Origin of the sequence: Enterobacter sp. BNK-13, assembly GCF_048685015.1 — a bacterium.
Classification (GTDB): domain Bacteria; phylum Pseudomonadota; class Gammaproteobacteria; order Enterobacterales; family Enterobacteriaceae; genus Enterobacter; species Enterobacter quasiroggenkampii.
Genome location: NZ_JBLQTP010000001.1, coordinates 1,311,725 through 1,324,657 on the forward strand (window position 1 = coordinate 1,311,725; position 12,933 = coordinate 1,324,657).

General features: G+C 52.0%; 17 protein-coding genes and 1 tRNA gene. 10 read left to right on the top strand and 8 right to left on the bottom strand.

Features of this window, described 5'->3' with window-relative positions; genetic code table 11:
* Positions 1-68 precede the first annotated feature (68 nt).
* Positions 69-746 carry an isochorismatase family protein gene (locus ACMGGQ_RS06185; protein ID WP_420289727.1) on the bottom strand — a complete coding sequence of 226 codons (678 nt, stop codon included), beginning with the start codon at positions 744-746 and terminating at the stop codon, positions 69-71.
* A gap of 20 nt (positions 747-766) precedes the next feature.
* Positions 767-1,627, bottom strand: coding sequence for a pirin family protein (locus ACMGGQ_RS06190; protein ID WP_069719459.1), 861 nt, complete (start codon positions 1,625-1,627; stop codon positions 767-769).
* 109 nt (positions 1,628-1,736) lie between these two features.
* On the opposite strand from ACMGGQ_RS06190, the gene ACMGGQ_RS06195 reads away from it, so the two are divergent.
* Positions 1,737-2,642, top strand: a complete 906-nt coding sequence (locus ACMGGQ_RS06195; RefSeq protein WP_025912992.1) for a LysR family transcriptional regulator — start codon at positions 1,737-1,739, stop codon at positions 2,640-2,642.
* A 134-nt stretch (positions 2,643-2,776) separates the two neighbouring features.
* Here ACMGGQ_RS06195 and ACMGGQ_RS06200 read toward each other — a convergent pair.
* Positions 2,777-2,864, bottom strand: a tRNA-Ser gene (locus ACMGGQ_RS06200).
* Positions 2,865-3,096: 232 nt separating this feature from the next.
* Between ACMGGQ_RS06200 and ghrA the strand changes: the two genes are divergently transcribed.
* From ghrA to ACMGGQ_RS06220, 4 genes are all read left to right on the top strand, one after another.
* Positions 3,097-4,035, top strand: a complete 939-nt coding sequence (ghrA, locus tag ACMGGQ_RS06205; RefSeq protein WP_048027362.1) for a glyoxylate/hydroxypyruvate reductase GhrA — start codon at positions 3,097-3,099, stop codon at positions 4,033-4,035.
* An 84-nt stretch (positions 4,036-4,119) separates the two neighbouring features.
* Complete coding sequence (locus ACMGGQ_RS06210; RefSeq protein ID WP_008500850.1) at positions 4,120-4,857, top strand: phosphatase; 738 nt, start codon at positions 4,120-4,122, stop codon at positions 4,855-4,857.
* Positions 4,858-4,878: 21 nt separating this feature from the next.
* On the top strand, positions 4,879-5,433 hold the full coding sequence (locus ACMGGQ_RS06215) for a TorD/DmsD family molecular chaperone (RefSeq protein ID WP_045908295.1): 555 nt from the start codon (positions 4,879-4,881) through the stop codon (positions 5,431-5,433).
* A 96-nt stretch (positions 5,434-5,529) separates the two neighbouring features.
* Positions 5,530-6,012, top strand: a complete 483-nt coding sequence (locus ACMGGQ_RS06220) for a DUF1097 domain-containing protein (protein ID WP_343665761.1) — start codon at positions 5,530-5,532, stop codon at positions 6,010-6,012.
* A 43-nt stretch (positions 6,013-6,055) separates the two neighbouring features.
* On the opposite strand, the gene csgG is transcribed toward ACMGGQ_RS06220, so the two are convergent.
* From csgG to csgD, 4 genes are read right to left on the bottom strand one after another with little or no spacing between them, the layout of a single operon-like run.
* On the bottom strand, positions 6,056-6,889 hold the full coding sequence (gene csgG, locus ACMGGQ_RS06225; protein WP_045357119.1) for a curli production assembly/transport protein CsgG: 834 nt from the start codon (positions 6,887-6,889) through the stop codon (positions 6,056-6,058).
* Between the two features lie 26 nt (positions 6,890-6,915).
* Positions 6,916-7,329 carry a curli production assembly/transport protein CsgF gene (gene csgF, locus ACMGGQ_RS06230; RefSeq protein ID WP_023311106.1) on the bottom strand — a complete coding sequence of 138 codons (414 nt, stop codon included), beginning with the start codon at positions 7,327-7,329 and terminating at the stop codon, positions 6,916-6,918.
* A gap of 23 nt (positions 7,330-7,352) precedes the next feature.
* Positions 7,353-7,742 carry a curli production assembly/transport protein CsgE gene (csgE, locus tag ACMGGQ_RS06235; RefSeq protein WP_008500845.1) on the bottom strand — a complete coding sequence of 130 codons (390 nt, stop codon included), beginning with the start codon at positions 7,740-7,742 and terminating at the stop codon, positions 7,353-7,355.
* A 4-nt stretch (positions 7,743-7,746) separates the two neighbouring features.
* A complete protein-coding gene (gene csgD, locus ACMGGQ_RS06240) occupies positions 7,747-8,397 on the bottom strand; it encodes a biofilm master transcriptional regulator CsgD (protein ID WP_021240790.1) in 651 nt (216 codons plus the stop codon).
* Positions 8,398-9,161: 764 nt separating this feature from the next.
* On the opposite strand from csgD, the gene csgB reads away from it, so the two are divergent.
* From csgB to ymdB, 5 genes are all read left to right on the top strand, one after another.
* Complete coding sequence (gene csgB, locus ACMGGQ_RS06245) at positions 9,162-9,617, top strand: curli minor subunit CsgB (protein ID WP_048027369.1); 456 nt, start codon at positions 9,162-9,164, stop codon at positions 9,615-9,617.
* Between the two features lie 41 nt (positions 9,618-9,658).
* Positions 9,659-10,111, top strand: a complete 453-nt coding sequence (csgA, locus tag ACMGGQ_RS06250; protein WP_008500842.1) for a curli major subunit CsgA — start codon at positions 9,659-9,661, stop codon at positions 10,109-10,111.
* A gap of 60 nt (positions 10,112-10,171) precedes the next feature.
* Positions 10,172-10,504, top strand: coding sequence for a curli assembly chaperone CsgC (gene csgC / locus ACMGGQ_RS06255; RefSeq protein ID WP_048222497.1), 333 nt, complete (start codon positions 10,172-10,174; stop codon positions 10,502-10,504).
* 160 nt (positions 10,505-10,664) lie between these two features.
* Positions 10,665-10,985, top strand: a complete 321-nt coding sequence (locus tag ACMGGQ_RS06260; RefSeq protein WP_196346121.1) for a type 1 fimbrial protein — start codon at positions 10,665-10,667, stop codon at positions 10,983-10,985.
* A gap of 105 nt (positions 10,986-11,090) precedes the next feature.
* Positions 11,091-11,633, top strand: a complete 543-nt coding sequence (ymdB, locus tag ACMGGQ_RS06265) for an O-acetyl-ADP-ribose deacetylase (protein ID WP_045908290.1) — start codon at positions 11,091-11,093, stop codon at positions 11,631-11,633.
* A gap of 34 nt (positions 11,634-11,667) precedes the next feature.
* Here ymdB and mdoC read toward each other — a convergent pair whose 3' ends face one another.
* On the bottom strand, positions 11,668-12,807 hold the full coding sequence (gene mdoC, locus ACMGGQ_RS06270) for a glucans biosynthesis protein MdoC (RefSeq protein WP_048027372.1): 1,140 nt from the start codon (positions 12,805-12,807) through the stop codon (positions 11,668-11,670).
* Positions 12,808-12,933: the final 126 nt, after the last annotated feature.

Sequence of the window (12,933 nt, forward strand, 5' to 3'; positions counted from 1 at the left end):
TTCAGCTTTAGTGCCTGTTCGGTTAAGCAATAATCAGCTCCACGGTTTTTACGCCGTGGAGCAGGGGATTAACGCTGTGAATCGAGCACTTCGCTGTTTTTAATCACTTCCTGCGCTTTGCTGTAGCTTTCGATCAGTAGCTGATAAGCCGGGAAGATGTGGGTGTACACTTCCGCCCACTCCGCTGCATCTTCACGGTTCCATGTACGCTGGATCTCAGAGGCTACCGCCGCCGTATCCATCGGGACCACGCCCGCCTGTACAACGCGCGCCAGCGTGATCTCCTGCGCCATTTTGCTGTAGGTGCCGGAGGCATCAATCACCGCAAACACTTTATACCCGTCCGCCACCGCGCTGATTGACGGGAAGGCCATGCAGACGCTGGTGATGGTGCCCGCAATGATCAACGTCTTACGCCCGGTGGCTTTTACCGCCGCCACGAACTCCGGGTTATCCCAGGCGTTGATTTCGCCTTTACGGACAACATATTGCGCATGCGGCGCGTTGGCGTGGATCTCCGGGATAAGCGGTCCGTTTGGTCCTTGTGGGACGGACGCGGTGGTGATCACCGGGATCTTCGCCAGGGTTGCGATTTTTGCCAGCGCTGCCGCACGGGCACGCAGTTCCGGCATTGGCATATCCCCAACGGTCTGGAACAGACCGCTCTGGTGATCGATAAGCAACATCACCGCATCGTTTACATCGATGGCCGGACGGGTTCCGTTAAAATTCGCAGGTGTAGACATCTTCTTCTCCTTTATTACGTTCAGATCTGACCAAAGCGGCCGGAATTGAAATCACGAATGGCTTCGTTGATTTCGGTTTTACTGTTCATCACAAACGGGCCGTAGCCCACGATCGGTTCATTCAGCGGCTCACCGGCCATCAGCAGCACTTTTGCGTCGCTGTTCGCTTCCAGATGCAGTTTGTCGCCTTCCTGACTTAACACGACCAGCTGGGCTTCACCCGCCTGAGCGGTACCGTTTACCGTGATGCTGCCTTCAAGCACGACCAGCGCCGTGCTCCAGCCTTCCGGCTGAGCGAGCGTCAGATGGCTTCCCTGGTTCAGCGCGATGTCCCAGACGTTGAGCGGCGAGAAGGTGTGCGCCGGGCCGGTCACCGTGTCGTAGCGACCGGCAATAACCCGCAGCGTTCCACCATTGTCAGGCAGCGTCACCACCGGGATGTCGGCTTTCGTGATGCTCTGGTAGCCCGGTGCGGCCATCTTGTCTTTCGCCGGTAGGTTGACCCAAAGCTGCATCATTTTGAGTTCCCCGCCTTTCTGCGAGAACGCGCTGGAGTGGAACTCCTCGTGCAAAATGCCTGCGCCTGCGGTCATCCACTGCACGTCGCCGGGCCCAATCACACCGCCTTTCCCCGTGGAGTCGCGATGCTCCACTTCACCGGCATAGACGATAGTGACCGTCTCAAAACCCCGGTGAGGATGCTGGCCTACGCCGCGTTTCGCACCATCTGCCGGAAAGGTGTATGGACCCGCATAGTCCAGCAGCAGGAACGGGCTGAGCGGCTCGCCGTGGGTTTGATAAGAGAACATTGAACGGACCGGGAAACCATCGCCAACCCAGTGCTGACGAGGAGCGGTATAAACGCCAGTGATGTTTTTCATGATTAACTCCTGATGTTCTGTTGATGTAATTAGCTTATATTCAGGGTTAATATCCCGGTAGATAGTGAAAATGGCATTCACTGTTCTGAAAATAGAACGATGAGGATTTATGCAGGATCTCAATGACTTCGTCTGGTTTGTGAAGGTTGTGGAGTACGGGGGGTTTGCGGCGGCGGGAAGGGCGCTTGACCAACCCAAGTCCAAACTGAGCCGCAGGATTGCGCAGCTGGAGGAGCGGCTTGGCGTACGGTTGATACAGCGCACGACGCGGCAGTTTACGGTGACGGAAGTGGGGCACACTTTCTATCAGCACTGTAAGGCAATGCTGATAGAAGCAGAAGCGGCAGAGGAGGCCGTTGCTGCGCTGCAGGCTGAGCCGCGCGGCGTCGTCAGGATCACCTGTCCCGTCACGTTGCTGCACGTCCACGTGGGACCGATGCTGGCGCGGTTTATGGCGCGCTACCCCGGGATTAATCTCCAGCTTGAGGCCACCAATCGTCGGGTCGATCTTGTTGGCGAAGGTATTGATGTGGCTATCCGCGTGCGTCCGCGTCCGTTTGATGACAGCGACCTGGTGTTAAGGGTGCTGGCTGACAGGGGGCATTGCCTGGTGGCAAGCCCGCAGTTGATTGAACGTATGGGTAAACCGCGAATGCCTTCCGAGCTCAGTGAATGGCCTGGATTAAGTATGGGGGCCGGTAAACAGGTGCATAAATGGGAGCTCAGTGGTCCAGAAGGGGCGAAAGCGGAGATCCACTACGCACCGCGCTTTATTACCACCGACATGCTGGCACTGCGGGAAGCAGCGATGGCGGGCGTGGGCGTTGTACAGTTGCCGATTTTGATGGTGAAGGATCAGCTTGCGTCAGGGGAACTGGTACGGGTGCTGGACGCGTGGGAACCCCGACGGGAAGTGATTCACGCGGTTTATCCTTCGCGGCGCGGCATGCTGCCGTCGGTCAGGACGCTGGTGGATTTTCTGACTGAAGAGTATGCGAAGATGGTGGAGGAGTAGCTTTTTGTAGGTCGGGTAAGCGCAGCGCCACCCGACATAAAGAGCGCAGGGAGTTTGAAGGTTCGAATCCCCCTGCATGCGTGCAATATGCGAAAAAAAAAGCCCGCATTTTCATGCGAGCTCTTCTTTAAATATGGCGGTGAGGGGGGGATTCGAACCCCCGATACGTTGCCGTATACACACTTTCCAGGCGTGCTCCTTCAGCCACTCGGACACCTCACCATATTGTCATCCCGTTGTTGACGGGACGGGCGCTAATGTAAGGAAAAGCCGAACTGCCGTCAACTCACTTTTTCAGTAATTTAGCGCTTTTAGACAAACTTCAGACAACATGATTCTTAAATGTGCTGAAAGCGTCTTTTTTATCAACAACACAGCCGTGCAATAAATTTGTTATGCTGACAACCTCGTTAAAAAACAAAATAAATCAGCGCAATAAAAGGCAGGAATGACTATGGATATACTTTTCTATCACCCCACGTTTGATACGGCCTACTGGATCGAGGCGCTCACGGCGGCATTACCCGGCGCACGCGTTCGCGAGTGGAAGCGTGGAGATAACGAACATGCTGACTATGCGCTGGTCTGGCATCCGCCGGTAGAAATGCTCCAGGGCCGTAAACTGAAGGCCGTTTTTGCCCTTGGGGCGGGCGTGGATTCCATTCTGAGCAAGCTGAAGGCGCACCCTGACATGCTGCCGGAAGCGATTCCCCTGTTCCGCCTGGAAGATACCGGAATGGGGCAGCAGATGCAGGAATATGCCGTCAGCCAGGTGCTGCACTGGTTCCGCCGCTTCGATGACTATCAGGCATTTAAACAGCAGGCCCACTGGGAGCCGCTGCCGGATTACCGTCGTGAAGACTTTACCATCGGCATCCTCGGTGCGGGCGTGCTGGGCTCAAAGGTGGCTGAAGCCCTCGCACCGTGGGGCTTTCCGCTGCGCTGCTGGAGCCGCAGCCGCAAAGATTATCCGGGCGTCGAGAGCTTTGCCGGCACGGATGAACTCCCGGCCTTTCTGAACGGCACGCGCGTGCTGATCAACCTGCTGCCCAATACGGCGGAAACGGTCGGCATCATCAATGAAGACTTGCTCAACCAGTTAGCCGATGAGAGCTACCTGATGAACCTGGCGCGCGGGGTGCATCTGGTCGAGACCGATCTGCTGAAGGCGCTGGACAGCGGAAAGCTAAAAGGCGCCATGCTGGATGTCTATAGCCGTGAGCCGCTGCCGGTGGAAAGCCCGCTGTGGGCACATCCGCGCGTGGCGATGACCCCGCACGTGGCCGCCGTGACGCGTCCGGCAGAAGCGGTGGCGTACATATCCCATACCATCAGCGAAATGGAGAAGGGGAACGCGGTCACCGGCCAGGTCGACAGACAGCGTGGCTACTGAGAGAAACCCGGCGTTCGCCGGGTTTTTGCTAATATTCGCCGCTGATAACTGCTATCCTTTGGAAAAACCGCAGAGGAGAGAGAGATGTATCCCGTTGACCTGCATATGCACACCGTCGCCAGTACCCACGCGTATAGCAACCTCCATGATTATATCGCCCAGGCGAAGCTTAAGGGGATTAAGCTGTTCGCGATCACCGATCATGGCCCGGACATGGCGGATGCGCCGCACTACTGGCATTTTGTGAATATGCGGATCTGGCCACGTCTGGTGGACGGCATTGGGATACTGCGAGGCATCGAGGCGAATATCAAAAATACCGACGGTGAGATCGACTGCACCGGCCCGATGCTGACGTCTCTGGACCTTATCCTCGCCGGTTTCCACGAGCCGGTTTTTGCACCTCAGGATAAAGAGACCAACACCGCGGCGATGATTGCCACCATTGCCAGCGGCAATGTGCATATTATCAGCCACCCCGGCAACCCGAAGTACCCGATTGATATTCAGGCTGTCGCGCAGGCGGCAGCGAAGCACCGCGTGGCGCTGGAGATTAACAACTCCTCCTTTGTTCACTCGCGTAAGGGCAGTGAAGCCAACTGCCGCGAAGTGGCGGCCGCCGTCCGCGATGCGGGCGGCATGGTGGCGCTGGGTTCGGATTCCCATACCGCCTTCACGCTGGGCGATTTCAGCGAGTGCCTGAAGGTGCTGAATGACGTTAACTTCCCGGAAGCGCAAATCCTGAACGTCACCCCGCGCCGCATGCTCGATTTCCTCGAATCGCGCGGCATGGAGCCGATTGCCGAATTTGCCGATCTTTAATTGTGTAATGGAATAATAAAAATGAACGAGTTTTCCATCCTTTGTCGCGTGCTGGGTACGCTCTATTATCGCCAGCCGCAAGACCCGCTGTTGGTTCCGCTTTTTACGTTAATTCGTGAAGGTAAACTGGCGGAGAACTGGCCGCTGGAACAGGATGATTTACTGGCGCGTCTGCAAAAAAGCTGCGACATGCAGCAGATTGCGACCGATTACAATGCGCTGTTCGTCGGTGAAGAGTGCCGCGTTTCGCCATACCGTTCTGCCTGGCAGGAAGGGGCGACGGAAGCGGAAGTCCGAGCTTTCCTCTCCACCCGCGGTATGCCGCTAAGCGATACGCCAGCCGATCATATCGGTACGCTGCTGCTTGCTGCCTCCTGGATCGAAGACAACGCCGGGGATGATGAGAACGAAGCCATCGAAACCTTGTTCGAAACGTACCTGCTGCCGTGGGTCGGCACATTCCTGGGTAAAGTCGAAGCCCATGCCACCTCGCCATTCTGGAGAACGCTGGCACCGCTGACCCGCGACGCGATCGCGGCGATGTGGGATGAGCTGGAAGAAGAGAATGAAGAGTGATTTAGATCACATAAATCCTGCAACTCCGCATTTCAATTTGCACATAATGTGCTTCTGATCGCATTTCTATGGTGCGCTTCTGCTAAGATGCGCGCCATGAACATATTACTTTGTATCGCAATAACGACGGGCATTCTCTCCGGACTTTGGGGATGGGTGGCCGTGTCTCTCGGATTGCTCAGCTGGGCCGGATTCCTTGGCTGTACGGCCTATTTCGCCTGCCCGCAGGGGGGCGTCAAAGGGCTCTTTATCTCTGGCTGCACGCTGATGAGCGGTGTTATCTGGGCGCTGGTGATCATGAAAGGCAGCGCGCTGGCGCCGCATCTGGAGATACTGGGGTACGTCATGACGGGCGTGGTTGCCTTCCTGATGTGCGTTCAGGCTAAGCATCTGCTGCTTTCGTTTGTGCCGGGAACCTTCATGGGAGCGTGCGCGACCTTTGCAGGGCAGGGTGACTGGAAGCTGGTGGTGCCTTCCCTGGCGCTGGGGTTGCTGTTTGGCTATGCCATGAAAAACAGCGGTCTTTGGCTGGCGTCGCGGCGGGAAAAAGCGCACAACATCACGGCGGTGAGCGAATAAAAAAAGGCGAGATAATCATCTCGCCTTTTTTATGCGCTTCCTGTCAGGATTCCGGAGGGACTGACATATCGCGGTATTTCACCAGTATCGGGTTCTGCACGTCTGCTTTGTTTTGCAGATCCCACAGCCCGCGGTCAATACCGTCGTTGATTAAGAAGATCACGCCGGTTTCAATGGCTGACATCAGACACATCATGACCGGCTCGTTAGAGGTGTAACCAATTTCACCCTCAAGCAAACGCTGGTAATCGATGAAGCGGAATACCCCTGCCTGAACTTCATAGGACAGTATGGTTTTGCTGGTGGTCACCGAAGAGAGCACTTCGCCTGTACTGACGTTGACCACACGCAGGTTAACGGCGATTTGGTCGAGCTGGTATTGGGTATCCGCACCGATACCGAAGTACCGCGCGCCCGCACCACCCGATTTAACGTTACTTTCGTAACCAATAATCGATCCTTCAATCATCACGTTTGCTGCCGCCAGAGATTCCAGAGGCGTGCGGTTATTGGCCGCGACGGTACCATTCTCCTGTGCGGCACGAATGATTTTCCGTTCATTCAACAGGTTCTGAAGACCCTGACGTTCCAGCGGAATAAACCAGTGCGAATCCTTGAGTGCGGTAACCAGCATCGCGGTGGCGCTTTGCGGCACGGCCGTGGAGAAGTTACTTGCCGGGTAAGGTTTGAATTGCCCGGTTTCGTCCTGAATGTTGTATACGGAGACAAATATTTTCCCCGTTGGAGCAGGTAAATGCGTTAAATCACGATAACTCTGGGCCCGAGGCATTAATGTTGGTTTTGCAGCTTCTTTAGGTGGAGCAGTTAAACAACCGCTCAATAAGCACACTGCAACAAATATCAGGAAGCGCTGCATGATCGTTGTCCTTATTTAGCTATTGTTTAAAAGTCAGTTGAATTACTTTGAAGACCGGAAACCTGAATGGTGGATATTCTTCCGGTTTTACGATCGGTCACGTTCAGCTGAAGCTGTCCATCAGTGTTGGCGATATCAACGATAAAATCGTTGGTCACCATCCGGCCGGGTTTACCGGTATTAATGTTGGTCAATAATCCGCCTAAAATCTGCGACTGGATAGCCTGAGTGAAGTTGTCCAGGGCGGATGGGGTATCAATGCTAAAATCCTTTAAGCTTGGATCCTTATAGGAGTTTTGCGCCTGAGCCTCATTCAGCAGAAACGCACCGTTGTTAGGGTTACCGCCAAAGTTTGGGTTACGGAACTGAAACGTCATGTTTCCGGCCCAGCTTATGGGGGTGATCAGCATTATCGAAACAACTGCATATGCAATACGCATGACAGCCTCCGCATATCGGTTCGCTAGAACTCGTCTTTTGCTAAATCGCTGGTGCTTAATAGGGCTTTATCTATTTGCAGGCGATTAATAGCGTCTTCTGATTGTGCCAGTGCTAAGGCTACGTTTTTATCGAAGTCCATTTTTGTGGGGAATAAAAACGTTTGATAAATAACGTACTGATTGGCCGTTATTGTTATCCAACTTCCCCATCGTGCACTGGGCCGCTCGTTGATTGTTATATTTCCGGTATAGGTACTGTCCCATTTGTCACTGAAGGCCCGGTAAAAACTGTGCCCGACCGATGAGACAGTGTGGTCTGTTAACAATCCGGGAACTTCGACCTCGACGGCCTTCAGATTCCCTGCAGCGAGCAGGAAACTCGCTGCGGCGATCCAACTCAACGTGCGTTTCATGTGATTAACGCCTGAGGTTATCGTTAGCCCACGAAACCGCCTGAGTTCGGTTTTTCACAGCTATCTTCTTGAAAAGATTATAAAGGTGCGTCTTTACCGTATTTTCGCTGATAAATAACGAACGGGCGATTTCAATATTTGAAGCACCAATGCGTAACTTATTCAGGATCTCTTTCTCACGGTGCGTGAGCAGTGCTGACTCTGAGCTGTTATAGCGATAATTTCCGGAGTGCGTAATGAGATAGCTTGCAAGCTTTTGCGAAAAATAACACTCACCGCGCAATATACCTTGCAGGCCCTCAACCACCCGGTCTTCTTCTTCCGTGACGTAGAACACGCCATTGATATGCGGCCAGCTTTCAATATCTCTGAAGGGATATTCGTCAGGTGTATTCAACAATAGCACGCGGATATTATTGTTTTTCCTGCTTAAAATATCCTGCCAGTAATGGATAAGCTTTTTATCAGCTTCCATCATATCGAACAGAATGATGCTGCCAGGGGCAATATCATCAAAAGAACGTTGAATATTATGCAATTTCCCGTTCAGTGATAAAGATTGCTTTAAATGTTGTAATAACGCTGTCGCTTGCAAAGAAGGTTTTGTGATCAACAGTAATGTATGACCATGTAAACTATGGACTTCATTATACATGATGAAACCCCACTTTTTTTGGCACCTGGCAGCTGCCCTCCTGTTTATTAGAGGACACCAGAAGTACTGACAGATGTTGCACTGCTGTGTGTAGAATCAGACCATAACCTCCACAGGGAGGTAAATATAAAACCAATTTCGTACATCTAATTTCAATCTAGCTTTTACGAAGTTTAAAGCAAGTGTTAAACATGTAACTGAATGTAAAAATCAATATTAATTTGTGAAATTAGCTTGTAATGAATGGCGAGAAATGATGAGAAAGTTGTACATATTAATAGAGGTGCACAGATTTTAAAAATCATACAAATATTTATAATTATTTGATTTATAGATTTATTTGTTATTTTGATGAAACGATAATTAAGTATGAGTTACAGGTTGGTTCTAAGTCCAGGAATGAGCAGTGGTCTGGCTTAAGAAAACAGGGGTCGTGTCACGCACTGAGAAAAAATGTTCTTCAGCCGTTACGTTTAAACACCCCGGGAAGACCCGTGGACAGCCTTCGCCTCGCTGTACAACCCTTTCGCAAAACACCTGTAATAAAAAATATAAGCTGGCCTGAATAAAGTGTTTTTTGATGTAAATTACGACTTTGTGGTGATCTGAAAAATAAAAATAAGCCGCGCGGGTGAGATATTTAAAATGTTTCAGCGGACATACTCTTCACCGTAACGACGCGTTAACACAATACGAATCGTTTTTACAAGCAACACGGTTATACGGTTATGGTGTGATTCAATAACCAGGTCCAGGGTGACAACATGAAATACACATCGTTATTTATGGTGTTTACATTACTGGGTGCGCCTGGATTTGTAACCGCAGCGAATTCAGATTTAGCCAATCCTGAATATAACTTTGCGGTTAACGAATTAAGTCTTTCATCACTCAATCAGGCAGCCATTATTGGTCAACAGGGTGTTTTCAATGACGCTCAGGTTCGCCAGGAGGGTTCAAAACTCTTGTCCATTGTTTCCCAGGATGGGGCAGGTAACAGAGCGAGAGTTGATCAATCAGGGGGTTACAATATTGCCTGGATCGATCAGAGCGGTAACGCGAATGATGCAGGTATTACGCAAGATGGATACGGTAATAGCGCGAAAATTATCCAGAAAGGGTCGGGTAATAGAGCAAATATTACGCAGTACGGTACGCAGAAAACCGCAGTTGTAGTGCAGAAACAGTCGCAAATGGCGATTAACGTTATTCAACATTAGCGCCTTCGCGACGACTTTAATCAATCCGATGGGGGTTTACCATGAAATTTCTCAAAGTGGCAGCGCTTGCAGCAATCGTAGTTTCTGGTAGTGCTATGGCGGGTTCTATTAATCAGGGCGGCTGGGGTCATGGACATGGTCATGGCGGATACAGTGGCCCAAATTCAACCCTGAATATTTATCAGGACGGTGGCGGTAACTCCGCGGTTGCTCTGCAGACAGACGCCAGAAATTCCGTGCTGAATATTACCCAGAAAGGTGGCGGTAACGGCGCTGACGTTGGTCAGGGTTCTGATGACAGTAAAATCAACCTGACCCAGAAAGGATTTGGCAACAGTGCAACACTTGATCAGTGGAACAGTAAAAAATCTGTTATGAACGTTAGCCAGTCCGGCGGCTTTAACGGTGCCCTCGTAGACCAGACTGCTTCTAACTCTACTGTCAACGTTACCCAGATCGGCTTCGGTAACCACGCGACAGCTCATCAGTACTGATACTGAAATCTGTGCTACAAAAAACAGGGCTGATGCCCTGTTTTTTTTCGGGAGTTCATCATGAATACCTTAATTCTCCTTGCCGCGCTTTCCAGCCAGATAACCTTCAAAACGTCGCAGCAGGAAAATATGACCACCATTATTCCGCAGGTCACTCTGGCGCAGCCGTGTGATTGTCAGGTCCAGATTGTTTCCGTTCGGGAAGGGCAGGGGGGACAAAGTTCGTCCCGACAGCAAAATACCCTTTTTATACCCGCTAATCAGACGATTGATTTAATGCGCCTGAGTTTAAATATTAACGCAGGAGACACGGTAAAAATCGTTGTCACCGTCTCAGATGGAAAATCGCTTCATTTATCACAACAGTGGTCGCCAGCGGGAAGTGCGATCTAAACATTCATGGAATCAATGGCTTGTGAATGTGGCGGGTCTGTACCGTTGAGCTATGCTGATATCAGGGACCAGGTCATTATGTTCCTTAACGTGAGACTTCGTTTGTCATAATGAAGTGCGTTTACCCCTCAAGGACGATTTTCATTGAGGAGTACCTATAATGAACCACTCTTTCGCTCGACTCGTGACGGGTCTGGGCCTGATCGTTTCTGTTTTTAGCCTCCCGGTTTATTCCGCTACCATTGTGAACGGTGGCGTCATTCATTTTCGCGGTGCCATTGTTGCCGACCCCTGTGAAGTTTCGCCGCAGCAGAGACAGTTTGCCATGTCTTGCCCGGATAATAATCGTATGCAAACGCGCATGGTCAGCTATGAAGAGGCGCTTAATGGCCACGTGTCCGATTCGAACCTGGCATCGCTGCGCATGAAATACCTCAACCCTGAAAAAACGCTCGCGGTTGTCGAAATACAGTATCGATAACGCTCTCTCTTCCGCTTTGTGCGGAAGAGGATTTTTTCTGATAGTTTTTTCTCCCGGGCAGCCCTGCGATACACTTAAGAAAAAGGCGGGTTGCAGAGGGGCTTTATGAAACCGCAAATTGAAGTGATTCATGGCGATATTACGACCATGCACGTCGACGTCATCGTCAATGCGGCCAATCCCTCCCTGATGGGGGGAGGCGGTGTGGACGGTGCTATCCACCGGGCTGCCGGACCGCAGCTGCTGGAAGCCTGCAAAACCGTGCGGCAACAGCAGGGTGAATGTCCTCCCGGCCATGCGGTGATTACGCTTGCGGGGGATCTGCCCGCCAGAGCGGTCATTCACGCAGTAGGGCCTGTCTGGCACGGTGGCGATCGGCATGAGGCGAGTATTCTGGAAGAGGCGTACCGGAACTGTCTGCGGCTGGCTGCCGACAACGGCTATAAAACAATGGCGTTTCCGGCCATCAGTACCGGTGTGTATGGCTATCCTAAGGCGGCTGCCGCGACGATCGCCGTCGAAACCGTTTACCGCTACCTGTCGCTAAAACCGATGCCTGAGAAGGTTATCTTTGTCTGTTTCGACGAAGAAACTACCCACCTTTATCAACGGTTGCTGACCCAGCGCGGGCAGGAACTGGACACCTGAAGAAAGCGCGGCGCACTCAGTGCGCCGCGGTTGTTTATGAGGCTTTTACCTGTGGTTTTCCTGAAAAGAGGAAACGCAGGAGCGGGATCCGCAGATGGATTTCATAGAGCACGATCGCAATCCCCACGACAAACACCAGACCGGTAAAGAACCCCAGCGTGTTGGAGGCGATATGCGGGGTGATATAAGCCCCGAAGAAAAGCGTTAACGGGTGATGCACCAGATAAATAAACAGCGAAGCATTGACGAAGTAGGTCACGCGGCTGGACTTAAAGTTCAGCAGGCGGTGGCCGAGCGCGAATACCACGTTCACCATCCACAAACCCAGCAGCATGGTGATCACACTTTCCGTTTCGTACATCCAGGCGTCGCCGCTGCCGTAGCGCTGATTCAGCAGATAGGCTGCGAACGCGAAGGCCGCACCTATCGCGCACCACGGTGACGGAGTGGTAAACAGTGCTTTCAGCTTCGGATAAATAAACGCCAGCGCGCCGATTAAAAAGAACGGGATGTAGAACAGCGACTGCATCACCACGAAATTAAAGAGCCCGTCGCTTAAAATCGGCGAATAGACGATAAGCAGGGTCCGTCGCACGGCAGCATAAGCGATCCCCAACAGCAAGAAGAGCACTGACAGTTTGCCCATCGTAACGTTGGCGAAAAAGGCGTCGGCTGTCGAACTCAGGTGGTGGCGCAGGCGGCTAAAAATGAACAGACTCACCGTGGTGAGCACCACCAGGACCAGCAGGAACCACAGGTGAGACACCAGCTCCCAGACCAGCGTATTGTACTTTTCATACAGTGACAGATTCGGCCAGTTTTCCGCTTTGCCTTTAACGTACTGCAGCATAATGAACTGGGGCAGCGTCAGCAGCGGAATCGCGGTCAGCATGGGGATCCCCACGCGCTCGACGCGCACCTTCCACCAGCGTTTAAGCGGGTATCGCAGAAACAGCATGTAAGAGAAATAGCCGGAGATGACAAAAAACACCTGCATACGGAAGGCGTGAATAAAGTCATTAAACAGCGTCAGCCACCAGGACGGCATCTGGCTATTCACATGCCAGGTGTGGCTGGAGTAAATCAGTGATATGTGAAAAGGGATCCCCAATAGCATCAGCCATGCCCGGATCGAGTCGAGGAAATATTCACGTTCTGTTGGTGTTGTGCTCATATAACGTTGTGCATTCTCAGACTTTTCGTCTTATCCCTAAGACTCATAATGGTTACATTCGAAAGCAACCCTACACCAAGACCGACACCCTGTCTCCAGGATAAGCACGCAAAGTGAATAATGGGT

Coding starts and splice junctions, on each gene's coding strand:
- ghrA (WP_048027362.1), top strand. CDS start 3,097: ATGGATATACTTTTCTATCACCCCACGTTTGATACGGCCTACTGGATC.
- ACMGGQ_RS06195 (WP_025912992.1), top strand. CDS start 1,737: ATGCAGGATCTCAATGACTTCGTCTGGTTTGTGAAGGTTGTGGAGTAC.
- mdoC (WP_048027372.1), bottom strand. CDS start 12,807: ATGAGCACAACACCAACAGAACGTGAATATTTCCTCGACTCGATCCGG.
- csgA (WP_008500842.1), top strand. CDS start 9,659: ATGAAATTTCTCAAAGTGGCAGCGCTTGCAGCAATCGTAGTTTCTGGT.
- ACMGGQ_RS06190 (WP_069719459.1), bottom strand. CDS start 1,627: ATGAAAAACATCACTGGCGTTTATACCGCTCCTCGTCAGCACTGGGTT.
- csgC (WP_048222497.1), top strand. CDS start 10,172: ATGAATACCTTAATTCTCCTTGCCGCGCTTTCCAGCCAGATAACCTTC.
- ACMGGQ_RS06185 (WP_420289727.1), bottom strand. CDS start 746: ATGTCTACACCTGCGAATTTTAACGGAACCCGTCCGGCCATCGATGTA.
- ACMGGQ_RS06215 (WP_045908295.1), top strand. CDS start 4,879: ATGAACGAGTTTTCCATCCTTTGTCGCGTGCTGGGTACGCTCTATTAT.
- csgD (WP_021240790.1), bottom strand. CDS start 8,397: ATGTATAATGAAGTCCATAGTTTACATGGTCATACATTACTGTTGATC.
- csgE (WP_008500845.1), bottom strand. CDS start 7,742: ATGAAACGCACGTTGAGTTGGATCGCCGCAGCGAGTTTCCTGCTCGCT.
- csgB (WP_048027369.1), top strand. CDS start 9,162: ATGAAATACACATCGTTATTTATGGTGTTTACATTACTGGGTGCGCCT.
- csgG (WP_045357119.1), bottom strand. CDS start 6,889: ATGCAGCGCTTCCTGATATTTGTTGCAGTGTGCTTATTGAGCGGTTGT.
- ACMGGQ_RS06210 (WP_008500850.1), top strand. CDS start 4,120: ATGTATCCCGTTGACCTGCATATGCACACCGTCGCCAGTACCCACGCG.
- ACMGGQ_RS06260 (WP_196346121.1), top strand. CDS start 10,665: ATGAACCACTCTTTCGCTCGACTCGTGACGGGTCTGGGCCTGATCGTT.
- ymdB (WP_045908290.1), top strand. CDS start 11,091: ATGAAACCGCAAATTGAAGTGATTCATGGCGATATTACGACCATGCAC.
- ACMGGQ_RS06220 (WP_343665761.1), top strand. CDS start 5,530: ATGAACATATTACTTTGTATCGCAATAACGACGGGCATTCTCTCCGGA.
- csgF (WP_023311106.1), bottom strand. CDS start 7,329: ATGCGTATTGCATATGCAGTTGTTTCGATAATGCTGATCACCCCCATA.